Raw genomic sequence first — 24,945 nt, 5'->3', positions numbered from 1 at the left:
ACGTAATATTCAATAATAAAGCGAGTTGAATATGAATTACACAAAAAGTAATCTACATAACAGATTTATGTTATAATATGTGCAATTTAGAGGTCACAAAACCAATGATATGGCACATCTTACCTTACTTATACACTGCAAAGATCAAAAGGGAATTATCGCCTCGGTGACTAATTTCATTTTAGAAAACGAAGGAAACACCACCTATATAGATCAGCACGTAGATGCGGTGGCAAATGTATTTTTTATGCGCCTTGAGTGTGTATTTACAAATGCTTCTTTTAACACTGCACAGTTTAAAGCAGCTTTTAAAGAAAAGCTGGCTACTCCCTTTGAGATGCAATGGCAACTATATCCCGCTACACAAAAACTCAGAATGGCCATTTTTGTGTCAAAATATGATCACTGCCTTTATGATATACTAGGCCGCTACAACGCTGGCGAACTTAACGTAGACATTCCTTTTATCATAAGTAACCATAGTGATCTCGCACATATTGCGGCAAATTTTGACATCCCTTTTTATCACATCCCGGTGACAAAAGACACCAAAGCTGCTGCAGAGCAAGAACAGCTTAAACTACTCAAAGCACATCAAGTAGACTTTATTGTACTAGCTCGCTATATGCAAATCGTAACGCCTACGGTAATAAATGAATTTCCGCATCGCATTATAAACATACACCACTCTTTCTTACCTGCCTTTGTAGGTGCAAAGCCTTATCACGCCGCCTTTGCTCGCGGTGTAAAAATTATAGGCACCACCAGCCACTACGTCACAGAAGAGTTAGACGCAGGTCCCATCATCGAGCAAGACACCATACGTGTGACCCACAGCCACACCATTCCAGACCTCATTGCAAAAGGTAGAGACCTAGAGAAAATCGTACTCTCAAGAGCGATAAAATTACACGCACAGCATAAATGCTTTGTGTATGGCAATAAGACGATAATTTTTACTTAAAAGAAATGAATAAGCAGGGTTACGCTTTCGCGAAAGCGTAATTATCAATTATATTTACCACAATACTTAAATGACATTATTATGAAAAAGATCATCGCTGTACTCGTTTTATTTTCACTCGTTTCTTGTGCCGAATTACAAGGCGTTATAGACGGGCTTCCTGGTGAGTCTGGATTGCCTGGTATAGATAACCAAATGATAGGTAATGGACTTAAACAAGCGCTTGATTTTGGTATTGATAAGCAAGTGACAAAGCTTACCTCTACAGATGGTTTTTATAAAAACGAACTCGTAAAAATTTTGCTTCCAGAAGAGTTACAAAAAGTAGATAATACCTTAAGAGCTATAGGCCTAGGTAAACTAGCAGACGAAGGCATAAAAGCCCTTAACCGCGCTGCCGAAGATGCTGTAAGTGAGGCTACGCCAATCTTTGTAGACGCTGTGAAGCAAATTTCCTTTAATGATGTGCGTACCATTTTACTAGGTACAGATGATGCGGCAACTCAATATCTAGAAGGAAAAACAAACGCTGCACTGTATAATAAATTCAACCCTGTGATTAAAAATAGCTTTGCAAAAGTAGGCGCAGATCAAATCTGGACAAACCTCATCACAAAGTATAATGACTTACCTCTTACAAATAATGTAAATCCAGATCTTACAGATTATGTAACGCAACAAGCGCTACAAGGTGTGTACACAATGATTGCTGTAGAGGAGAAAGAAATAAGAACAAAAACACAAAGCAGAACTACAGATTTACTTAAGCGCGTGTTTGCATTACAAGATTAACAAGTTTAATCTTACATTAATTACTTGATTTTTATGTAGTTATAACATTTTGGTTTAGATTTTTTTTTTACATTTAATGTATGTATAAAAATCCCCTTAACTAATTAATCAATTATGACTAATGTTGCCTCAAAACACAAGCGCCTCAAATCTTTTATGCAACGTAAGCACAAGAAACTCGTAGAGGAGTCTTATAATATAATGTATACAGATCACGAAAAAAGTGACGTACTCACCTATGAAGCCTTACAACTGGATAAAAAGATTAAGTTTTTAAAGTTTTAAGCGCTTAGATAAGCTCGTAAAATAGGGAAAGGCTTTTATGAGCCTACTCCCATACCAAGAAAAATACTCACCATCTACAAGTACAACTTGTGCGGTGGTCTTTTTTTGAAACGCTTCTATATGCTTTTCTGAGAAAGGAAATGGTTCCGAGGACAAGAATACATAATCCAAGTCCTTGAGATCTTCTTCATAAACTGTAGGATACCTTCCTTCTTTATTTTTATACGCATTTACAAAACCGAGTTCCTCTATAAGGTGATGTATAAAGGTATCATCACCTACAACCATAAGCGGCTCTTGCCATATAAAATAGCCCACTTTAAGGGTCTTAATGGGGTTTGTTATGCTTTCGCGAAAGCGTTCTTGTTCTTCTTTAATGCGAGTTGTGATTGCTGTAGCACGTTGAGTCACATTAAAAATAGTACCATATTGTATGATAAGATTGTGAGCATCTTGAAGCGCCTTAACATCAGATAGGTGTACGGTTGCAATATCTTGCAGTATACGAACCATCTCCTCTGTATTTTCTTCTTTATTACAAAGTATGATATCAGGTTCTAGTGTCTTAATCTTATCAAAATGCACTTGCTTTGTACCTCCCACAACGCTTATTTCATTGCGTAAAGTCACTGGGTGAACACAAAATTTTGTAATACCTACAAGTGAAGATTGTAAACCGAGGTCTACCAGCAGCTCTGTCTGGCTAGGCACTAATGAGACGATGCGCACAGGCGTATGATCAAAAGTAAGGGATCGCCCCATCTGATCTACTATATGCATCTCTAGCTGTTTTGAACTAAAATCTCTTGCATTTCTGATTGCATTTGCTGGGCAACATTACGTGCTGCAATGGCAAAATCTTCTCCCTGAGAATTATAGATAATCCCTCTTGAAGAATTAACTAGAAGACCTATATCTTCTGTTATACCATATTTACATACTTCACGTAAGCTACCTCCTTGTGCTCCTACACCAGGTACAAGTAAGAAAGCTTCTGGTATGATGGCTCTTATATCTGTAAGATACTCGGCCTTGGTCGCTCCTACTACATACATAAGCTGGTCACTATTTTCATAGCTCTTAGAAGTCTCAAGTACGTGCTTATATAGCTCTTGCCCGTCTATAGTCTGGGTCTGAAAGTCAAAAGCACCTTGGTTAGACGTAAGCGCTAGCATTATGGTATGCTTATCTTTAAAAGCGAGAAACGGCTCTACAGAGTCTTTACCCATATAAGGCGCTACGGTAACAGAGTCAAAATTAAGATCTTCAAAAAAGGCTTTTGCATATCGTGTAGACGTATTACCTATATCGCCACGTTTTGCATCTGCTATGGTGAATTGCTCTGGATAGGTTTCATTAATATAATTAATGGTTTTCTCCAGCGCCTTCCAGCCCTTAAGACCATAAGCCTCATAAAATGCCGTGTTAGGTTTATAACCTACACATAGATCTTGAGTCGCATCTATAATGGCCTTATTAAAAGCAAAGATGGGATCTTCTTCTTTTAATAAGTGCTTAGGTATTTTATCAAGATCTGTATCTAGACCTACAATAAGAAAAGATTGTTTCTTTTTAATCTGCGAGATAAGATCTTCTGTCTTCATTGTGTGCTTATAATTCTCCTTCGGTGAACTTGAGTTTTTCTGTATTTTCTACAAGTCTTAACTCTTCTAGTATTTTTTGAATATCTCCATTTATAATGTTTTGGAGATCGTATAAGGTTAAGCCTATACGGTGGTCTGTCACACGTCCTTGTGGATAGTTGTAGGTACGTATTTTTGCACTACGGTCACCACTACTTACTTGTGAGTTACGCTTTGCAGCATCTTCTTCTTGCTTTTTTGCAAGTTCAAGATCATACAGACGTGAGCGTAGTACCTTAAAGGCTTTCTCTTTGTTTTTGTGTTGTGATTTTTGATCTTGACACTGTGCTACAAGTCCTGTAGGGATGTGCGTTAATCGTACTGCAGAGTAGGTTGTGTTTACAGACTGCCCTCCTGGCCCCGATGAACAGAAAAAGTCTACACGTACATCTTTAGGCTCTATTTGTACATCAAACTCTTCGGCTTCTGGAAGTACCATTACTGTAGCAGCACTGGTGTGTACACGACCTTGAGTTTCTGTCTGAGGTACACGTTGTACACGGTGCACTCCAGCCTCAAACTTCATTGTACCGTAAACATCTTGACCTGTAATCTCAAACTGGATTTCTTTAAATCCTCCAGAGGTACCCTCTGAGTAGTCTACCGTACTGTGTTTCCACCCAGGTACGCTATCTACATACTTAGTGTACATTCTGTAAAGATCTCCTGCAAAGATACTTGCCTCGTCACCACCGGTTCCCGCGCGTATTTCTACTACGACATTTTTGGCATCTTCTGGATCTTTTGGGATAAGCATCATTCTGATTTTTTCCTCAAGTTCAGGGATACCAGATTTTGCTTCTTCGTATTGCATTTTTGCCATTTCAACCATCTCGGCATCGCTACCGTCTGCTATGATTTCTTCGGCTTCTTTAAAATTATCTGTAAGCTCAATATATTCTTCACGCACATCCATTAGTGCCTTTAAGTCACTATACTCCTTGTTAAGAGAGACATAACGTTTTTGATCTGATATAATATCTGGCTGTATGATAAGGTCACTTACCTCATCAAAACGCTGCTTTACTATCTGTAATTTTTCTAACATTTACTTTCTATAATAAGAAGCGAATTTACGATAATTTAAGCAAGGTATGAAAAGGAAATGGGCGTTAGTATGCTTTCGCGAAAGCGTAAAAAATGAGAATCAACATCTAGAGCATACTTTTGAGGAGTTCCTTATCCTCACGTTCTCCACGTACATCTAAAACGGTGTGTATGAAAAATGATAAGCCCAGTGTTTCACCTACAAAGTCTATATAGTAGAAAAAGCCCATATTAAAATAATATCCTAAAAGAGAGGACACGTCTGAAATGATCATACAGAAAACAAAAAACAAAAATGTGAGTGATCTATCACTATTTACGACTTGATTGTATAAAACAGCTACCGCCCCTAGTAAGGTGATGATAATGCCTAAAAGAAATGTTAAACTTGCCTGAAACGATCCATCATAACTATCTTTAACCATACTAATAAGTTCGTTTATCATAAACAGGTTAAGTATCACGAAAAGAAAAGTACAGACAATAGCAATTTTATCCCTGGCTAATACTTGTATCATATCTAAACGCTTGAAGCAGATGAGACCATATGCTAGACATCCTAAAATTATATAGGCAATTTGACCAAGACTATTACCGTAGTAAAAAACAGAGATCTCTCTTAGCAAAAACATCCCGAGTATAATAACTATGAGTATGCGCACTTTTAATGTATGGACAAGGTAGTATATTATAAAGAGATGACTATGGTGAAAACCTGGACATACCTGAGGAATCTAACCTCTCTCATATAGTAAAGAGAAATCACATTGAGAGCTACCAAAAAGATGGTTAATAGCGGTAATTTACTCCACAAGTTACTTAGCGAGAATTTCATTTATTTCTTAATTAGTAGGGAACTTAGATGCCTAAAAATTAAACACTAAGCGTATTAAATATACTAATTTTAGTTTCAAAACAAACGAATCTTCCTACACTATTTAACTATTAACTAGCTAGTAACCTTAATATTACAAATTATTAATATGTAAAATCACCGTGAGCACTATGTATACTGAGTTTTTTACCAGAAGGTGAATCTTCTACCCTACCTACTATTTGTGCATCTACATTATAAGACTTTGATATGGCAATAAGATCATCTGCCACCTCTTGAGGACAATAAATCTCCATACGGTGCCCCATATTAAAAACTTGATACATCTCTTTCCAGTCTGTGCCACTCTCCTCTTGAATTAACTTAAACAAAGGTGGTGTGTCAAAAAGGTTATCTTTTATAATGTGTAGGTTTTCTACAAAGTGTAAAATTTTAGTTTGTGCTCCTCCACTACAGTGCACCATACCGTGTATACTGTCTGACTTATATTTGAATAGTATATCTTTTATAATAGGTGCATAGGTTCTAGTAGGTGATAATACAAGTTTACCAGCATCTATGGGACTATCTGTAACAGCGTCTGTAAGTTTTTTTGAACCACTGTACACTAGATCTTCTGGTACTGCTGCGTCAAAGCTTTCTGGATACTTTTGAGCCAGGTAGTTATCAAAAACGTCGTGACGAGCAGAGGTAAGACCATTACTTCCCATCCCACCGTTATAAGAAGTCTCATAACTAGCTTGACCAAAAGATGCTAGACCTACAATTACATCACCAGGAGTGATATTTGCATTATCTATCACATCACTACGCTTCATTCTTGCCGTTACTGTAGAGTCTACTATAATTGTGCGCACAAGATCACCCACATCTGCGGTTTCTCCACCCGTACTGTGTATGGTTACTCCGTATGACTTAAGCTCTTCTAGTAACTCTTCAGATCCATTAATAATAGCCGAAATTACTTCGCCCGGTATTAGGTTCTTATTACGCCCTATGGTAGAAGATAACATTATATGGTCTGTAGCACCTACACATAGTAGGTCATCTATATTCATAATGAGCGCATCTTGAGCAATACCTTTCCATACAGATATGTCTCCCGTTTCTTTCCAATACATATATGCCAGTGCAGATTTTGTCCCTGCACCATCTGCGTGCATCACGAGGCAATAATCATCATCTCCTGTAAGTGCATCTGGTACGATTTTACAAAATGCTTTAGGAAACAAGCCCTTGTCTACATTTTCAATCGCGTTGTGTACATCTTCTTTACCAGCAGATACTCCGCGCTGTGCATATCGTTTAGAAATTTCTTGGCTCATTAGGTAGATTTTATGGCGCAAAAATAGGGATTAATTAATGAGAGGTAAAATAGACTAGCCTGCAGTTATAAACTATTTGTAAAATGTGGCGGGTTCTTGTTATTACGCTTTCGCGAAAGCGTAAAAGAGGCGCTAAAAATCAGTTTTTTCTTACATCAATATTTTACCAAACTCTCTTCATTCCAGTAATTTATGCCTTAGTCTATTTGGGTTTTTTCTTTGCTTATTTATGTCTACTTTCAAGGTTCATTAACCATTCTATTTATTAAATCTTATACACCTTGAACAACTTTCTTTTTAATAAAAGTTACTACATATTACATATCGCCCTCCTTTTAAGCTCACTCTCTGCGATGAGCCAAGATGATGGACTCAAACGACAAGATGTTTTGGGGCACGGCTTTGATGTGCGCTATGTAGATGCCCTGGACTGGGGCTCCTCATCAAAAGGTAAACTGCTTTTTAAGGGTGGCTCCTCTACAAGTAAGATTACCTCATCTCCCGCTGTATCTTATCATTTTGTCACTACACCCTACGAGTATGAGAAGGAACTCTTGCGCACAGACTCTCTAGACAGTCCTTTTCAGGCTATAAATAGTCACGCATATTATGAGGCCTTTGAGGCAGACGGCAGCGACAAGCTACTCTTTGTATACACTCAAAAGAGAAAACCTATAGAACGTAAATCTCTACGTACAAGCTCTACAAAAACATTAGACAGTGCGATGGTGGCAGATTTTTCAAGACTGGGGCGTGATATTACACCAGAGGGTTTTATACACAGATACGGGACTCATTATGCAGACCAAGTTGTATACGGTGGTATATTTTTAAAAAGAAACCTCATTAAAAACACAGATTATATTTACTCACCCTATGAGAAAGATGAGTTTCAACAACAGGTTGTAAAAGATATTATTGCAACTCATACAGGAGCTAGTGATCCAGATCCTTACATAAATGCTGGGCAAAGCAACACCTATACCATAGGAGGAACAAAAGATGCGCAGTGGTTTACAGATTGGGAAGGTACCGTATCTCAAAATAGTAAGCCCATAGAGGTCACATTGCAAACGTTTTCAGAACTCTTTAGAACGGTATCTATGCCAGAGGTTGAAGACAAGGCAAAAAAAGTGAGAATGCTAGATAGTGTTATAGAAGTCGCAACTGCCTATGCTCAAAAGGCCGTACAGCGACCAGTAGCAAGCAAATATTATAAAAAGTACTCCCTACGCTTTAAGCAAGATCTCACTAAGATTATCAAAAAAAATATGGGCGGTGAGAATGCAACGAGCACAGACTACACGGGAGATATATTTTTTGGTGGCTTTTCAAAAGACGATGCTATACTTGATATAAAACCGCTTATTGAGTTGGGTGGACTCCGTCTTGAAACCCTTATTACAGACGAAGAAGTGCTTCTAGATAGAAACGTTATAATCACCATAAAAGCCGAAGACCTAAAAAAGGGCTACCTAAGTGTATGGGATGATGCAAAAAAACTAGTAAAAGGAGGTGGTAGGACACGCCTGCGAGTTTCTGGTACAGAAGACGCAAAGACCTATTACAAAGACATATTAAAGCAAAAAGTAGAAAAAACCATCGAGCTAGAAACGATTGATAAGGACATCTATGACATCACCTATACCGCAGAGCTTATAAAAGACGAGGGCCTTATTGAGAACATCACAACTACTTATAATTATGTACTAGATACAGAACTTGTTGCTGCTGCTGCGACCGGTAATATCCCGTTACTAAAAGACTTATTTAAAAAAAATGGAAACGTAGGAGCAAATGGATTACTACAAGCCATCATTACTAATAAACAAGATAACGATGTTCTTAACTTTGTACTAGATAATGGCGTGGTACCTACTACCGAAGATCTGGATGTAGCTTTTCAACCTAGAAATTTTGAGAGAGAAAAAGCACTCATTCTCTTAGAACGAGGAGCTAAGCCTAAAAATAATATGATTTATAAAGCGGTGGCTTATAAAGAGGCAGATGTAATTTATGCACTCTTTAGAGAAGGAGCCATACCGAGAAATAACGATTTAGCTTATGCACTCGAGCTCTACCACTACCCTACTGTAAAAGCGTTAATGAGTGAGGAGTTTGAAGAATTTGTAGCTGGTAAAAACGAACTACTTCTCGCTGCCGAAAATAATGATGAAGATCTCGCTCAGAAATTTGTGAAGCTAGGCTCTACCGCAGATGCCTACATACTAGACAGAGCTACCCAGCACGATAATATGGCTTTGCGTAATGTTATTGTACCTGTCACCGAAGCAAGCGGAGAAACGCTTGAGGTCGTAGCAAAACTAAATGACACAGATCTCTTTAATTATTTCGTTAAGAAAGAAGCAAAACTTGATTCTAATCTTGCAGCAGAAGTTGCGGTAGATAACAGTAACACAGCCATACTTGATATGGCGCTTAAAAATGGAGCTCAAGCCACAGAGATACTCACCTATGCAATTGAGAAAGATAACAAACCAGCAATAGAAGTATCATTAAAAAACAAAGCCGTTGCAGATGAGGTTTTCTCATATGCCGCAAAATCTCAAGATACTCAACTCTTTAATGATGCCCTTAATACATACAACGGCACTCCTGCTGTAGCGCTAGAGGCTGCCGTACAAGAAGACCGAGTGATGCTGGCGCAATCTGTGATAAGCACAAAAAGTGCCTCTATAGATGCCACTCAGACATTAGACCTTGCCGTCTCAAAGGAAAATCTCGAGATGGTTGAGCTACTTGTGCAAAACGATGCAGACCCTTCTCAAGGTATTAAAACGGCCGTATCTAGAGAAAATGAATCTATTACCGCTTTTCTAGTGACTAAGGGAGCAGCTACGGCAGACCCAGCGCTATTACAAGAAGCTGTAAAAAAAGAAAATCTCGCCATATCAAAAATCCTTATAGAACAGGGACAGGCTAATGTAAGCGAGGCTATTGTAGATGCTACAGAGACTGGTAATAAAGAAATTACTGGCTACTTACTAGAGAAGGGTGCAGATACAGAAGAGGCTCTAAACGCTGCTATGGAAACTAAGGACGAAGACATCATTCTTCTCATCTTAGCAAAAACAGAGCATATCGACCCGTCATTTATATCTACTGCTGCAAGAAAAGGAAACCTTAAAGTTGTACAAAAACTTATAGAACGAGGTTTAAGTACAAGTATCGCTCTAGAAGACGCGATGCGATACAAACAACTAGACGTTGCAAAGCTATTGCTAGAAAGTGGAGCAAAACCCACACAATATGACTTAGAACTAGCTATCAAATTTAACTTCATAGATGGCACCAAGTTAGTTCTAGAAGAAGGTGTCACACCTACACAAGCCTTTGGGAATGGATACTACCCATTACATCTGGTTACAGAAACGTATGAAGCTACAGATAGTGCATTAATAGCGCTATTAGTGTCCTACGGAGCAGATGTAAACGCACAAAACAAAAGAGATGAGACTCCATTACACCTAGCTGCTAGTGGCAACGAGAATGCACTTCCCACTGTAAAAGCTTTACTTGAGGCAGATGCAAATGCACTACTCACAAATAAGAACAATCTTACTGCTTTGGATTACACCACTAACAAGACTCTAAAAAACGTTATCAAAAAAGCACAAAAAGAGGCGCGCAAAAAGTCTTAAGGTGAGATTGCATTTTTAATGTTTATAGGTGCGCTTTCGCGAAAGCGTAATTATATTGATAATACGAAATGAATCACCGCAAGGTTTGGTTAGCGAAAACACCATAAGAGAGATAAATAATCAAAACAAAACTCTTTGATTTTACTTGAACAAAAAAAGCTCCTTTATATCATTATAAAGGAGCTTTTAGTATAAATATCTCTAGTTTATTGCCAGTCTGGCATAGCGCCATCCTCTACAAGGGTTGTTCTGGATGCATCGCCTAGTTGTGATGTTACAATATCACGTACAGATACCTCATCATTAGGCGTATTGGTATAAACAATACCTGCATTAGTAGGTGTAAAGCGAGGGTCTAGATCATTTGTTCCGGCAGGTTTATCTCCAGACTGGTCTACTGGAGCATTGCCCGTGCCTAACTCGTAGGTAAATATACGTGTGTCTAGTTGTAAATAGTTAGGATTTTCAAATTCTGAAATGTCTCTTGTAAACACGATAGTACTACCGGTAATAGAAATATCAAGGCCTCCTAGGGCTCCTTGAAAACCTGTTACAGCAGTCTCTATGAGGTTACCATCTAAATCTAGCACAAGAATCTCTGCCGCATAACCAGATACGTTATTAGTTTTTATAACGAAAAAATCGTTAAATCTCGCTCTTTCTACTTCTGTGATAAAACTACCATCTGGTGTGGTATAAACGAGCTCTAAGCCTCCTCCATCTGTGTTTATAGAAAATAATTTATCAAAACTAGGGAAGTATAATTTCTCTCCAGTAGGCTCCCAAGCAAAGTCTACTTCTTCTAGATTAAAACCATTTACAGGTTGGGATGCTGTTACTTGAAAAACGTCACTCCCATCCTCATTCATTGTAAATAGTTGTGTCTCTCCTCCTACGGTGCGTAAGAAAGCGATTTTATTTACTTCTGTATTACGTCTAGGTCTAAAACTATTAGACGATTGCGAGGTAAGAGCAAGGGGGCCTAATCCAGTTTCAGAACCGTCATCTGTAGAGTAGATTACATTATTACCGTTACTCTCTTTACGTACAAATACTAATCTATTATTAGGCTCATCAATGGTATTAAAAGAGCTAAACTCACTATTTACATCTGGATTTATACCATCATTTACGGTTACTTGCCAGAAGTACTTAGTAGAAAATGCAAGATCATTTACTGATAAAAAGGTATCACTCAAGTTTTGAAAATTGAGTATTTCATTAGTCATATCATTACGTAGTTCTAGTTGATACACTAGCTCATCAAAAGGATCTGGATCTGTTACTGTCCAGGTAAAAAGAACGTCTTGAGCCACATCTTCTGCCTCATCTGCCGGAGTGACTAAAATTGGTATAGACGGTGCTACATTATTGGCTGTTTCTGGTTGTAATTCAAAAATAACGTTTGTAGTAGTTCCCTCTGTAACCGTTGCAGGCTCAAAAGCGGTTATAAAATCACTCTTTTCTGCTTGCACAGAATAATCTCCTACTACTACTTCACCTAGATCAAAGCTTCCATCTTCACCTGTAAAAACAGTATTTGATGGTGGATTTGTAGATATTTTTACATTTGCCTGTGGGGCATTATCTCCTTCAAAGACTACCACCCCCGTTATATTACCGATACCTGTTTCTCCTAATGTGTCTTCACTACAACTTACTAGTAAGCTTAGTGTACAACATAAAAAGAATATATATAAACCTGTTTTCATTTTGATTAATTTAATGGGATTACCTCGTCTTCTACCTCTTCTTTTTTATCTTTTAAAATGCTATATCTCAAACCAAAACCAAAGTTGAAGTAAAAATCATTTCTTCTACCATTTATGGCAAGGTCTACATCATCTACAAAAGTCAAGTTCTGTTCGGCAAATAACTTGAGCCCTACTCTATCACTTACTTTGTAAAGTACGCCGCCACCGTACTGCACTTTGGGAGCGCTTACATCATTATCTCCAAAAAGGTAACCACCTCCTGCATAGATAAAGGGTGTAAAATTATCTGTAGGTAAAATTTCATAAGTAAGATTGAGGTTAAGACTTGTATATGCTTGCTCAAACTCATTACCCGCTTTAAATCTTTGATACCTCCCGTTAAAATGTAACCCAAATGTAGAGCCAAGAGCGGTCTCGTAACCGAGCTGCGCAAATTCACCAAATTTCTTATCTGCCAGATCACCATCAAAAAGGTTTGCTCCTATAGCAAAGTCAAAATGTGAATTTGCAACATTAGGTTTATAAACTCTATCATATAAACGTGTAGATTCTTCTAGCTCTTTTTCTTTATAATATTGTGCTACTACCTTTTCATTAAGTTCTCTACCCTTACTAGTAGACCATAAATTATCTTCTATACCTTCTATAATGAGACCTCTTACAGATTTTTCTATAGCCTCTTTTATTGCTAGTTGTACAGGTTCATTACGTGTAAAACCAGTCTCTACCTCTAGCAGCCTCTGAAAGTTTACATATTTAAATAAACTAGCATCAAGTGATTGTGACAATATGGTTTTTGAAACGTAAATAGTTTTTAAAATCTCACCACTTTGAGTATTTATTGCTCGTAAATAAACAGTGACTCTATCCTGACGGTATTGTGTTGAACCACTTATACCAAAGTATCTTGCACCTAGTCCTCCTGTTACAATATTTGTATCATAAGAAACGATACCTCCTTCAAGCAATATACCTGCAAATAAGAGACCTGGTAATCTAGGTTCGTTTGGGTTTGTTGTTTTTCTAGCTTCTTCTCTGGTTTGCTTTATGATATTACGCTCTTGTAATAAATTACCCAGGTTTTCCCTTTCTAAGGTTCTAAACCACTTAGAATCTTCAAGCGCTTTTAATAATATAGCGGTTGACCCTTGCGTTACCGCTGTACTAAATGTACTTGCAGTCGCACTTGCCTTAAATTGCCCTGTAAGATCTCTAAAATTATATACACCTACGTCTATCCTTCTAGATGTAGGAGGTAACGCCATAAGAGAATCTGTAGTTGCGAGTTTTTCTCCAGTTCTTGCCTCTTCTGGACCCAATGGCTGGTTAAAATAAGTACCACAGCTTGAGAGTGTGCTAAGCATTAAAACTAAAAGACCTGTTTGTAAGATATACTTCATAATTGCTTTTAGTTAGGAACAATAACCTGTGTGGTCTCCCCTGTATTTATATCTAATATGTTTATAACAAGTCCTTCTGCAGTTTGAAAAGCCTCTACTTCTAGACTTCCAAATGTAAACGTACCTTCTTGTAGCTCTCCATCTTCTCCAAATAGTGACCTTGTGATACTATTACTTATATTGTTAAGTAGTGTTCTATTAATATCTTCTGTAAATCGCTCAAGGTCTGTTTGTTGTGCAAATGGATCTACCGCATTAGGATCTGTAAATGAGTTTTGAGCATCTGCAGATGATTGTAGCCAAGCATAGTTAAATGAGCTTCCTCCAAAGTTCGGGTTTTTAGGAGTATATACAAGCTGCTGTGAGAAGCAACCACCTGTTACAAACAGTCCTGCGATAAGTATAAAACTTTTCATAAGTAGTCTGGAATTAATATGATGTTAAGAGTTGTTTTGTTCTTGCTAGTTGATTAAAATGTCCTTGAACTTGTCGTATGCACTCCTCTGAGGCTTTCCTTAAAAACTCATCTCTAGGCTGTGCATTAAACTTTACAATTGTAGTCGTTCCTTCTATTACTTTAATAACGGTACTTCTACCCAGTCCAAAATCTTCTTTTATAATAATATCCTTAGACCATTTTATATTATCGATACTACACTTTTGAAAAAAGTATCTATAAAAATCACGACCTGCTTTTGTTTTAGTATCTTCTATAATTAAACCCGTGAGACCTATAGACTGCCCTTGTTGTAATGCCTGGCTTAATATAGTACGCTCTCCTACTTTGGGTATCTCATCAATAATTTCGGCAACAATGACGCGATCCTTACCTATTAAATTTTCTCCATCGTAAACGAGAAGCAGTATAAGTGCGTCCTTACTTTTTTCAATAAGCATTGCATAGTCATTGAGTATGACTTTTTGTGAAGGCTCAATTACAAACCTTCCTTCTGCCTCTTCTTTTTTGGGGTTATTTGTACCATCTCTTTGTATAATTGAGAATTTGTACCGTATGCTTCTGTTTAAACCTGTTAGGTTAGAAGCATTTGCTGTTATTAAATAAAGTCCATTAGACTCAACTATTTCAATTTTTGCAGCAATTTCTGTATTGTAGAATTTTTGCGCCTTCACCGTATCTGTTAAGAATATGAGCGCAATAAGTAATATGTATGTACTATAGCGTAACATCATTAAAGTATGCTATTAAGAGCTAAGTAATAAACTAGTTAAACTGACGAACTATCACTGCTTGACCTGAACCATTACCTGTCTGAGTTACTTTTATAGGTCCAGAGGTACGGCTGGTGCCATATCTTTCTAATTCTAAATTATTTCCTTTTTGAATCACTTGCATACCAGATCCCGATGCATTGCTTGTAGAAACATCTATTACTGAATTTCCATTTCCTAATTGATACACGCTCTCTGAAATATTATTACCCCTTAAGGCAATTGCAACATCATTACTATTACCATTTTGAGAAACTGTAACAGAAGAACTAGATGAAGAAATATTTACATATGATGAGTTAGCTTGACCTACTTGTTGAATCAATACACTATTATTAGGAAAATTATTATTTACTCTAGGTAATTGCTCTGTAGCTACAAGGTTAACAATATTAGAACGACTTATAGTTTCTGGTGCGGCCTCATTAGTCTGAGCAGCTAGTGACACAGTAAAAAGAAATGCGAAAATTAATAAACTATAGATTTTCATAATTTTTTATATAAAGAAAAGGGTGTGTGAGATTTATTGATCACTACACCCTTTTCAGGTTATTTTTAATCACTCTTAAATGTAGTGATTATTTGTGTCTTAAGAAATATTATTTCTTAGAATCCAGCTTGAAGTGTAATAGATCCGTTTCCAGCTCCTAATTGCTTAGTATCTGCGTTGTGACCAGTTCCTAACTGTCCAGTTACTTGACCGTTTAAGAAACCATCTTGATCAACATTTGAAGTGTTTCCAGCTCCTAATTGTCCAACTGCAGATCCATTAAGGATACCGTTCTGATCTACTGTAGATGTATTCAACACACCAGCTTGACCTACTAATGATCCGTTAAGCGCTCCTGTTTGAGTAACTGAAGAACCATTTCCAAGACCTAACTGCCCTACTATAGAACCATTACCAAAACCTGTTTGAGCAACAGTAGATCCGTTTCCAAGACCAGCTTGTGCTACTAGAGAACCGTTTGCAACACCTGCTTGTGCTACTAGTGATCCATTAAGACCTCCTACTTGACTTACTGTTGAATTGTTAAGAGCTCCTGCTTGTAATACTGCAGACCCGTTACCACCTCCATTTTGTGATACTGTAGAACTGTTTGCAGCTCCTAATTGTGCTACAAAAGATCCATTAGAAGTTCCTACTTGATCAACATCAGAATTATTTGCAACTCCTAATTGTAATACTAAAGATCCGTTTGTTGTTCCATCCTGCTTTACGTCAGAAATGTTTCCTATACCAGCCTGCGCTACAAAAGAACCGTTACCTGTTCCATCCTGCTCTACGTCAGAATCATTTGCAGTACCTAACTGAGCTGTAATAGCACCGTTACCTGTACCATCTTGATCAATACTACTGTCATTAAAAGTTCCTGTTTGAGTAGTAGATGCAAAGTTAGAATCACCTTTCTGTGCGTGATCTGTCATATTATCATCTCCTAACTGTGTATTAATAGAAACGTTTAAGTCTCCATCTTGACTTTCTAAAGAAGTGTTACGGTTACCTGTTTGAGTACTAGTTGCAGAGTTCATATCTCCAGTTTGAGTCTGAGTAGCATCATTGCGGTTTCCATCTTGGGTAATGAATGCCATATTTGCCTCTCCTCTTTGCGTTTGAGATGCCATATTACGGTTTCCATCTTGATCTATGTCTGCAAAGTTTCCAGGAGCATTTTCACTCATACTAGATTGATCTTGAATAGCCGTGTTGCGATTACCATTAGAGTTTATAAACGCCTGGTTATTGTCGTAACGTTGCTTTTGTGAAGCAGTGTTTCTGTTTCCTAACTGGACTGTAGAAGCAACATTGTCTTCTGAATATCCAACTCCCTGGTCTATCGTAGCGTCGTTACGATTACCTACTTGTAATACACCAGCTGTATTACGATCACCCTGTGAAGATACATCTGATGCGTTACGGTTTCCTAACTGCACTACAAGAGCACTGTTAGAATCTCCACCAGCCGCGTTGTTTCTACCATCTTGGTCAACTACAGAGGTGTTGTTTCCTCCTACTTGTAGAACTCCAGATGTGTTAAGTGTTCCTCTCTGATCTACATCACTGTCATTGTTTTGTGCAAAACCTACAGTGCAAAATGCGAGTGCCGCAGCACTTAATAATAATTTTTTCATAATAAAAAGGTTTAATTAAAAAATATATAAATGGTTAATAAATACAATTTAATAATGGCCAGACGCGTCAACAGCATCATCTATAATGTGCGCTATACCAATACTTTTATTACGGGGGAGTTATATTACGTGGGGGAAGATTGTTTTGTAATACATTGCTAAATTATGCAAATTGTTGTCTTAGTCAACATCGAAACCTAAGTTTTCGACAAAGGGAAGCCCACTGTATAACCAAAATCTTTAAACTACCAGTAAAAACAGGGCCTCACAAAGAAGGGGCAAATACCCTTTAATAAACACGGTCTAATGAGATTAAGATAATTCTTACAGATATAACTGTTTTTTATTATTCAAAATCAAATAGTTACAAGTTAAAAATTCACTTCACACAAGTGACAAATAGTAAGTTATTACCTTACTTATAGCACTTATTTTATTAATCATCACATATGCTCTAAGTCTATGGACCTACTCTAAAGTACCCTGTAATGAATTACGCTTTCGCGAAAGCGTATATAAACAATATAAGTTCTTAACTAGGCTTTCCAGCTTAAATGAAAAAAGCACCGCGAGGCGGTGCTTTATCCATTCATATAATTATTATGAAATAATTATGTAGTTGGGTACGGAGATTCTAAGGGTATACTGCGCATACCCACGCAGTATGCGATTATCATTTATTAGAACCCAGCTTGTAGTGTTATTGAAGCGTTACCTGTTCCCACCTGAGTAGTAGTAGCTGTGTTACCAACTCCTAACTGGCCAGTGATCTGAGCATTTGCAGTTCCATCTTGCATTACTGTAGATGTATTTCCAAACCCTGCTTGACCTACTGCAGAAAGATTAGACATACCCATTTGTGTTACTGTAGAGATATTCATACTTCCTAGTTGACCTACGATAGATAAGTTACTGTCTCCAGTTTGAGTCACAGTAGAAGTATTACCACCAAAGAAACCACCTGCTTGAAGCACAATAGACCCATTGTCATCTCCTGTTTGGGTAACCGTAGATGTATTATCTACTCCAAACTGAGCAACTAGTGAACCATTATTATCACCTATTTGATCTGTATCTGCTGTATTTGTATTTCCATTTTGATCTATAATAGAAATGTTATCATCTCCTAATTGAACTGTTTTGGCTGTATTAAAATCACCTAATTGGTTTGTCTCAGAATCATTACGATCTCCTCTTTGATCACTACTCGCCGTATTATCATCACCATCTTGAGTGATTACTGCATCATTATTTTCTCCAAATTGCAGTATTCCGAATGCATATTGAGTCAAACCGTTTGCATTATTTCGATCTCCTGTTTGTGTGATTGTCCCTTTATTTTCAGCTCCGCTCTGTAAAATACCCCCAGCATTATCATCTCCAATTTGCGAAATCGCTGCTTCATTTGACATACCTATTTGCTGAATACCAAAGTAAGGTCCTTCAGAACTATTTCTATCACCGTCTTGGGTGATAGTTAATTTATTTTGTGTACCATTTTGTATGGTAAATGAACGGTTATCATCACCTGTTACAACAGTCTTCGCTTCATTAAAATCTCCGTCTTGTGTTGAGAAGTTTGTGTTACGATCTCCAGTTTGAGAAATAGACCCAGTGTTATTATTACTAGTATTTCCGTTACCTGTGAAATCTACCTGTTGCATTAATGCGTTATTATTGTTCCCTACTTGATCAACATCTGAATTATTATTGTCTCCTCTTTGAATAGTTAGAGAAGTATTCATATCTCCTAGTTGATCTGATGATGCAGTATTATCATCACCAGTGATATCAATCGACGCATTATTATCATTACCTATCTGCTGTACGCCCCAACCCCAAGAAGTTAAAAAGTTTGCATCATTGCGATCACCTACAATAGAAATGGATGATGAGTTATTTTCACCTCTTTGTATTGTGCCAGTATTGTTATCATCTCCTAGCACTGTAGTTGAAGAGTTATTATTTTCTCCAAATTGGAATGTGCCGTAAAAATTAGCGCCACCACCTAAGTTTCTATCACCTATTTGACTCACAGTAGATGTGTTTGAGGTACCAATCTGTTGAGTTCGGTAATCATTATTATCACCATCCTGATCAATAGATGATATATTTAACATTCCATTTTGATCTACATCTGCATCATTAAAGTTACCTACTTGTAGCACATCACTATCATTGCGATCCCCTGTCTGGTTTTCTGTACTTGTGTTATCATCTCCAAATTGCACAAGAGTTGCTAAGTTTTCTTCTCCTCTCTGTACTTGTGTACCTGTATTATCATCACCATCTTGATCTATAGTAGCAGTACTACCCATAGCGCCGTTTGTTAATGTAGACTGGTCTTGTGTTGCCGTGTTATCATCTCCTACTTGAAGAATTCCCGCAGTATTATTATCATAACGCTGCTTTTGTGAAGCGGTATTACCGTTTCCTATTTGAAGTGTTCCAGCAACGTTATCTTCAGAATAACCTACACCTTGATCAATATTTGCACTGTTACCTAACCCAAACTGAGCAACCCCAGCTAGGTTACGATCTCCTAGTTGAGATATAGTAGATGTACTAGCTCCTACTTGCAGTACTCCTGCCACATTACTGTCTCCTCCAGCCGTAGCACCAGAGTTTAATCCATCTTGTGTAATTGTAGATGTGTTACTTCCTAATTGTAAGGTAAGTTGTCCGTTTGTTGTTCCCGTCTGGCTTACTGTACTAGTATTCTGTCCAAAAGCAACAGAACAAATAGCAAGTGCAGCAGCGCTCATTAGAATTCTTTTCATAATAAAAAGGTTATTGATTAATATATAAATGGTTAATAAAAACACGTCAATATAGGCCAACAACAAAAACGTCATCATCATCAAAATGTGAAAGCCAAAACTTAATACTATGGGGGAAGAATACTCAAAGAGGGAAAATATAGATAAGAGTATATGTGCAAGTTAAGAGTGATTTTATAATATATCATTATAAAATGCACTGTTTTCGACTAAGTGTAAATTACTCATTTACAAGCACACCAAAAACTAAGCAGATAGGCTAAGTCTCAAAAAGACAAAGCTTATCACCGAGAAATAATCTCAAAAAATAATTGAAAAATCTTACAGAAAACTATACTTAATTTACAAAAAGAAGCTCTCTATATTTTGGTAAAGGCCACAAATCGTCTTCTACAAGTAATTCTAGCTTATCACATTGTTTCCTAATAAGTTCAAAATAAGGCTTTACTTTATCGGCATAATCACCTGCTTTTTTCTCTAATTCAAGACTATTAGATTTTTTGCGCACATCTATCATTTCTGTGATAAGTGTATTAATACTAGCAATGTGATCTGATAAGGATTTTATGATGGTTGTTTGCGCTTTCGCGAAAGCGGTATAATCATCACCATAGATATCTTTTAGGCCTCGTACATTATCTATAAGTACATTTTGATATCGTAAGGCTGTAGGGATAATATGATTACGCGCTACATCTCCAAGAACACGGCTCTCTATCTGTATGCGTTTTACATACTCCTCGAGCTCTATCTCATAACGCGCTTGTATTTCTACCGTATTCATAATTTGTAGCGAGTCAAAAAGTGCTACACTAGCTTTGCTCACTCTAGCCTTTAAAGCCTCTACTGTTGTCTTGTTGTTGCTAAGCTTGCGTTTTCTTGCTTCCTTTTCCCAAGAGTCACCATACCCGTCACCTTCAAATCGTATCTTCTTGCTGTCTTTAATATACTCACGCAGTACATTAAAGATGGCATCATCCTTTTTCATATCCTTGGTATCCACTAGCGTGTCTACTTCTTTCTTGAAAGCTATAAGCTGTTGTGCTACTATAGCATTAAGAACTGTCATAGGGTTTGCACAGTTTGCAGTAGCTCCTACTGCTCTAAACTCAAACTTATTACCAGTGAAGGCAAAGGGTGATGTACGGTTGCGATCTGTATTGTCAAGTAAAATCTCCGGGATTTTACCTATAACATTGAGCTTAAGGTCTGTTTTTTCTTGTGGTGACAGTTTTCCATCTGTTACCTTCTCAAGTTCATCTAGTACTCTAGTAAGCTGTGACCCTATAAAGACAGAGATGATTGCTGGTGGCGCCTCGTTTGCTCCCAGTCTATAATCATTACCCGCACTAGCAATAGATGCTCGTAGTAGTGCCTCGTGCTCATAAACAGCTTTTATGGTATTTACAAAAAAGGTTAAAAACTGTAAGTTCTTCATAGGTGTGCTACCTGGGCTTAAAAGGTTGACACCCGTATCTGTAGCTAGCGACCAGTTATTATGTTTACCACTGCCGTTTATACCATCAAAAGGCTTCTCGTGAAAGAGCACCTTAAAATGGTGACGCTGGGCGACCTTTTGCATAATATCCATAAGTAGGGCATTATGATCTACCGCAAGATTTGCCTCTTCATATACTGGAGCCATCTCAAACTGATTAGGCGCTACCTCATTATGTCTTGTTTTTACAGGGATACCTAGCAGGAGACATTCTTGCTCTAGCTCTTTTAAGTATGCTAGCACACGAATAGGAATAGAACCAAAGTAATGATCATCCAGCTGCTGTCCTTTTGCCGCGGCGTGACCTAGAAGGGTTCTCCCTGTAAGTATTAAGTCTGGTCTCGCAGCAGCGAGTGATGCATCTACAAGAAAAAACTCTTGCTCCCACCCTAATGTTGCAGTTACCTTATTTACATTTTTATTAAAATAGCGAGCAACATTTGTTGCGGCCTCATCTATTACATTAAGTGCTTTGAGTAGCGGAGTCTTAAAATCCAGCGCCTCTCCAGTATAAGCTACAAAAACTGTAGGTATACAAAGTGTGTTATCATATATAAATGCAGGCGACGTAGGGTCCCAGGCGGTATAACCACGTGCTTCAAAAGTATTACGTATTCCTCCGTGAGGAAAACTTGAGGCATCTGGCTCTTGCTGTGCAAGCTGTGCTCCGTCAAATTTATCTATGACGTGCCCCTCTGGTGTAACTTCAAAAAAAGCATCGTGCTTCTCTGCAGTAGCACCAGTAAGCGGTTGAAACCAGTGTGTGTAATGGGTTGCTCCTTTTTCTAGCGCCCAAGATTTCATACCCGTCGCTATAGCATCTGCAGTGATGCGATCTATATTATCTCCTTTACGTATAGCCGTTTGCACACTATCAAATGTGGATTTTGATAAATACTGTCGCATAGCCTGCTCTCCAAAGACACTTGACTTATATAAAGACGATGGTCGTCCTAGTGATTCAAAAGTAACTGCAGGTCTGTGTTGTACATCGTGCAGTGCTTGAAAACGTAATTTTGACATAACTTTTTATGACTATATGATAGTGGTTCTCATTAATAAACGTCACTATCGTGTTTATTTAAATTGTTTATACTATTAAGATTTACTCTTCTGCATTAGTCAAAGAGTTTACAGATTCAACCATTTGAGACCTTAAAAGCATTGCAAATATAAGGGATTTACAAAAATATGTCTCTTTTTTTACACACCCCCTAAAATTTAAGGGGTTGTTAATAAGATGGTGTAATTTTTAATAAATCAACCCTATAAATAGCACTGCATTTCAAAATTATTTTATCTTTGCCCTCGTTAACTCAAAACATTAATGCTATTATGAGCAAGTCAAAATTAGAATACATTTGGTTAGACGGGTATGCACCGACACAAAATATGAGAAGTAAAACTAAGGTTGTAAATGACTTTAGTGGTAAACTAGAAGATTGTCCAGTATGGTCTTTTGATGGTTCTTCTACAAAACAAGCTTCTGGAGGAGATTCAGACTGTCTTTTAAAGCCAGTTGCAATTTACCCAGATCCACTACGTATAAATGGATTTTTAGTAATGACTGAGGTTTTAAGTGCAGATGGTACTCCGCACGAGTCAAACCATAGAGCAAAAATAGATGATAACGATAATGACTTCTGGTTCGGTTTTGAGCAGGAGTACTTCATTATGGACACGGCTACACAACTACCATTAGGATTTCCTATAGGTGGATACCCTGGACCACAAGGTATGTACTACTGTTCTGTAGGTGGTAAAAACACTCACGGTCGTGACTTTGTAGAAGAGCACGCAGATCTTTGTATCGAGGCTGGTCTTAACTTTGAAGGAATTAACCAAGAGGTTGCTTCTGGACAGTGGGAATTCCAACTTTTTGCAAAAGGAGCAAAAAAAGCAGGAGATGAGATCTGGATTGCTCGTTACCTACTAGACCGTCTTACTGAGCAGTACGGATGGTACATAGATTACCACCCAAAACCAATAAAAGGAGACTGGAACGGTTCTGGAATGCACGCAAACTTCTCAAATACAACATTGAGAACGTGTGGATCTGAAGAGACTTACAATACAATATGTGAGGCTTTCCGTCCATTTACAAAAGAACATATAGAAGCATACGGAGCTCACAATGAGCAACGCCTTACAGGAGATCACGAGACTGCATCTATAAATGACTTCTCTTACGGAGTATCAGATAGAGGAGCATCTATACGTATCCCTATTATCACTGTAGAGCAAGGATGGAAAGGATGGCTAGAAGACCGTCGTCCAGCTTCAAACGCAGACCCATACAGAGTAGCAGGTCGTATTATCGAGACTGTAAAAACAGCAAAGGTTTAATTCTGATTTAATTATATTGTGAAAAATGCTCAACTTAGGTTGGGCATTTTTTTTGCGCTTTCGCGAAAGCGTAAACACATCTTATGTAATAAAACAAGGAATTTCACCTACATCTATAGACAGTATACAATGACTTAAAATTGCCTGTAGAAGACAATGTACATTTATTATAATCAAATAATTGAGAAGCCTAGATATTTATTTTATAAACGAAGCCAAGAAACTAAGCCGAAAATGCAAGCGCAATAAATAAGATATAGGCACCTACAAGAAATAAGCCCTTAAAACGACCTATCTGTAATGTTTTTGGTATAAATGCTAGTGGTAAGAGTACAATAGCAAAGCCTAGCATCCAGTAAATATTAGTCCCTAAAATAGCATCATCTACAACGTTTATATCCTTTATAAGCGATGTAAAGCCTAGCACAGAGGCAATATTAAAAATATTAGAACCTATAAGATTACCTAGTGAGATTGCTTTTTCCTTTTTGAGCGCAGCGATGACAGATGCCGCAAGTTCTGGCACACTCGTACCTATAGCAATCACGGTAACAGAGATTGCATACTCACTTATACCTACTGCTGTAGCAAGATCTTTTGCTCCAGAGACTAGCCATTCTGACCCAAAATATAGCGCAAGTGCACCTATAAATAACCATATAAATATCTTAAAATAAGATGCTTGTCCCAGCCCCTCATCTACACCATCTGCATCTTCTTCTTCTCTACTTTTACGAGCACGACGTATTAAGAAAAACAAGTACACACCCAGCGCCGCAAGTAGACCACCACCCTCTACTGCTGTGAGCTTACCATCGTTAGAAAGTAAGAAGTAAAGCGCAAGTGAGAATAGCACCATCACCGGCCAGTTAAATCTGTAAAAATCTCGGTCTATGGCCAGGGCAGATATTACTGCCGTTATACCTAGCACAAGCCCTATGTTTGCAATATTAGACCCTATTACATTACCAAGTGCAATGTCTGAACTCCCATCTAGAGCTGCCTGCACGCTTACCAGTAGTTCTGGAGCAGAGGTTGCAAAAGATACAACTGTAAGTCCTATCACCATTTTAGACAGGTTGAGTTTAAAAGATAACCCCACAGATGCTCGTACCAAAAACTCCCCTCCTACTACTAACAGTACTAATCCAACTAGGATAAAAAATATGCTCATATAATGTTTTTTATTACGGCGAAGATAATAATTATACTCGCTCACTATACTGTCATTTATAAGTAGGTGATGTGGTATTATTGTTACGCTTTCGCGAAAGCGTAAAAAAGAAACTT

The 24,945-nt window shown here is 37.7% G+C and carries 19 protein-coding genes; 5 read left to right on the top strand and 14 right to left on the bottom strand.

Features of this window, described 5'->3' with window-relative positions; all coding sequences use genetic code 11:
- Nucleotides 1-109: 109 nt before the first annotated feature.
- The 3 genes from purU to ACFO5T_RS14365 all read left to right on the top strand — a co-directional run bounded on the left by purU (nt 110) and on the right by ACFO5T_RS14365 (nt 2,041).
- The gene (gene purU, locus ACFO5T_RS14375; RefSeq protein WP_380035776.1) at nt 110-964 is read left to right on the top strand and encodes a formyltetrahydrofolate deformylase; all 855 of its coding nucleotides are present in this window, start codon (nt 110-112) and stop codon (nt 962-964) included.
- An 81-nt stretch (nt 965-1,045) separates the two neighbouring features.
- On the top strand, nt 1,046-1,756 hold the full coding sequence (locus ACFO5T_RS14370) for a DUF4197 domain-containing protein (RefSeq protein WP_380035773.1): 711 nt from the start codon (nt 1,046-1,048) through the stop codon (nt 1,754-1,756).
- A gap of 114 nt (nt 1,757-1,870) precedes the next feature.
- Nucleotides 1,871-2,041: a Lacal_2735 family protein gene (locus tag ACFO5T_RS14365; protein ID WP_152594935.1), complete on the top strand. Its 171-nt coding sequence runs from the start codon at nt 1,871-1,873 to the stop codon at nt 2,039-2,041.
- Here ACFO5T_RS14365 and ACFO5T_RS14360 read toward each other — a convergent pair.
- From ACFO5T_RS14360 to ACFO5T_RS14340, 5 genes are all read right to left on the bottom strand, one after another.
- Nucleotides 2,030-2,821, bottom strand: a complete 792-nt coding sequence (locus tag ACFO5T_RS14360) for an ABC transporter substrate-binding protein (protein WP_380035770.1) — start codon at nt 2,819-2,821, stop codon at nt 2,030-2,032. The genes ACFO5T_RS14365 and ACFO5T_RS14360 overlap by 12 nt on opposite strands.
- A 2-nt stretch (nt 2,822-2,823) precedes the next feature.
- Nucleotides 2,824-3,645 (bottom strand): orotidine-5'-phosphate decarboxylase, encoded by an 822-nt coding sequence (gene pyrF, locus ACFO5T_RS14355; protein ID WP_380035767.1) that lies wholly within the window; start codon nt 3,643-3,645, stop codon nt 2,824-2,826.
- 7 nt (nt 3,646-3,652) lie between these two features.
- Nucleotides 3,653-4,732, bottom strand: a complete 1,080-nt coding sequence (gene prfA / locus ACFO5T_RS14350; protein ID WP_021778694.1) for a peptide chain release factor 1 — start codon at nt 4,730-4,732, stop codon at nt 3,653-3,655.
- Nucleotides 4,733-4,838: 106 nt separating this feature from the next.
- Nucleotides 4,839-5,393, bottom strand: coding sequence for a hypothetical protein (locus ACFO5T_RS14345; protein WP_380035764.1), 555 nt, complete (start codon nt 5,391-5,393; stop codon nt 4,839-4,841).
- Between the two features lie 316 nt (nt 5,394-5,709).
- Nucleotides 5,710-6,891, bottom strand: a complete 1,182-nt coding sequence (locus tag ACFO5T_RS14340; RefSeq protein WP_380035761.1) for an AIR synthase related protein — start codon at nt 6,889-6,891, stop codon at nt 5,710-5,712.
- Between the two features lie 353 nt (nt 6,892-7,244).
- Here ACFO5T_RS14340 and ACFO5T_RS14335 point away from each other — a divergent pair, with 353 nt between their 5' ends.
- Entirely contained in the window at nt 7,245-10,553 is a 3,309-nt protein-coding gene (locus ACFO5T_RS14335; RefSeq protein WP_380035758.1) for an ankyrin repeat domain-containing protein, read from the top strand.
- Nucleotides 10,554-10,759: 206 nt separating this feature from the next.
- On the opposite strand, the gene ACFO5T_RS14330 is transcribed toward ACFO5T_RS14335, so the two are convergent.
- The 8 genes from ACFO5T_RS14330 to ACFO5T_RS14295 all read right to left on the bottom strand — a co-directional run bounded on the left by ACFO5T_RS14330 (nt 10,760) and on the right by ACFO5T_RS14295 (nt 22,332).
- Nucleotides 10,760-12,265 carry a carboxypeptidase regulatory-like domain-containing protein gene (locus ACFO5T_RS14330; RefSeq protein ID WP_380035755.1) on the bottom strand — a complete coding sequence of 502 codons (1,506 nt, stop codon included), beginning with the start codon at nt 12,263-12,265 and terminating at the stop codon, nt 10,760-10,762.
- Between the two features lie 5 nt (nt 12,266-12,270).
- Entirely contained in the window at nt 12,271-13,668 is a 1,398-nt protein-coding gene (locus ACFO5T_RS14325) for a CsgG/HfaB family protein (protein ID WP_375253429.1), read from the bottom strand.
- Nucleotides 13,669-13,676: 8 nt separating this feature from the next.
- Nucleotides 13,677-14,084 carry a curli production assembly/transport component CsgF gene (locus ACFO5T_RS14320; protein ID WP_021778685.1) on the bottom strand — a complete coding sequence of 136 codons (408 nt, stop codon included), beginning with the start codon at nt 14,082-14,084 and terminating at the stop codon, nt 13,677-13,679.
- 13 nt (nt 14,085-14,097) lie between these two features.
- A complete protein-coding gene (locus tag ACFO5T_RS14315) occupies nt 14,098-14,859 on the bottom strand; it encodes a CsgE family curli-type amyloid fiber assembly protein (protein ID WP_021778684.1) in 762 nt (253 codons plus the stop codon).
- Nucleotides 14,860-14,890: 31 nt separating this feature from the next.
- A complete protein-coding gene (locus ACFO5T_RS14310) occupies nt 14,891-15,388 on the bottom strand; it encodes a hypothetical protein (RefSeq protein ID WP_380035750.1) in 498 nt (165 codons plus the stop codon).
- 116 nt (nt 15,389-15,504) lie between these two features.
- Nucleotides 15,505-17,031, bottom strand: coding sequence for a hypothetical protein (locus ACFO5T_RS14305; protein WP_380035747.1), 1,527 nt, complete (start codon nt 17,029-17,031; stop codon nt 15,505-15,507).
- A gap of 680 nt (nt 17,032-17,711) precedes the next feature.
- Nucleotides 17,712-19,811, bottom strand: a complete 2,100-nt coding sequence (locus tag ACFO5T_RS14300) for a beta strand repeat-containing protein (protein WP_380035744.1) — start codon at nt 19,809-19,811, stop codon at nt 17,712-17,714.
- Nucleotides 19,812-20,148: 337 nt separating this feature from the next.
- Nucleotides 20,149-22,332: a glutamine synthetase III family protein gene (locus tag ACFO5T_RS14295; RefSeq protein WP_380035741.1), complete on the bottom strand. Its 2,184-nt coding sequence runs from the start codon at nt 22,330-22,332 to the stop codon at nt 20,149-20,151.
- Nucleotides 22,333-22,644: 312 nt separating this feature from the next.
- On the opposite strand from ACFO5T_RS14295, the gene ACFO5T_RS14290 reads away from it, so the two are divergent.
- Nucleotides 22,645-23,655, top strand: a complete 1,011-nt coding sequence (locus tag ACFO5T_RS14290; RefSeq protein ID WP_375253292.1) for a glutamine synthetase beta-grasp domain-containing protein — start codon at nt 22,645-22,647, stop codon at nt 23,653-23,655.
- A 223-nt stretch (nt 23,656-23,878) separates the two neighbouring features.
- Here ACFO5T_RS14290 and ACFO5T_RS14285 read toward each other — a convergent pair whose 3' ends face one another.
- Nucleotides 23,879-24,829, bottom strand: a complete 951-nt coding sequence (locus ACFO5T_RS14285) for a calcium/sodium antiporter (RefSeq protein ID WP_298348290.1) — start codon at nt 24,827-24,829, stop codon at nt 23,879-23,881.
- Nucleotides 24,830-24,945: the final 116 nt, after the last annotated feature.

Origin of the sequence: Dokdonia genika (assembly GCF_042652845.1) — a bacterium.
Classification (GTDB): domain Bacteria; phylum Bacteroidota; class Bacteroidia; order Flavobacteriales; family Flavobacteriaceae; genus Dokdonia; species Dokdonia donghaensis.
This window is presented reverse-complemented; position numbering and strand designations above follow the sequence as displayed.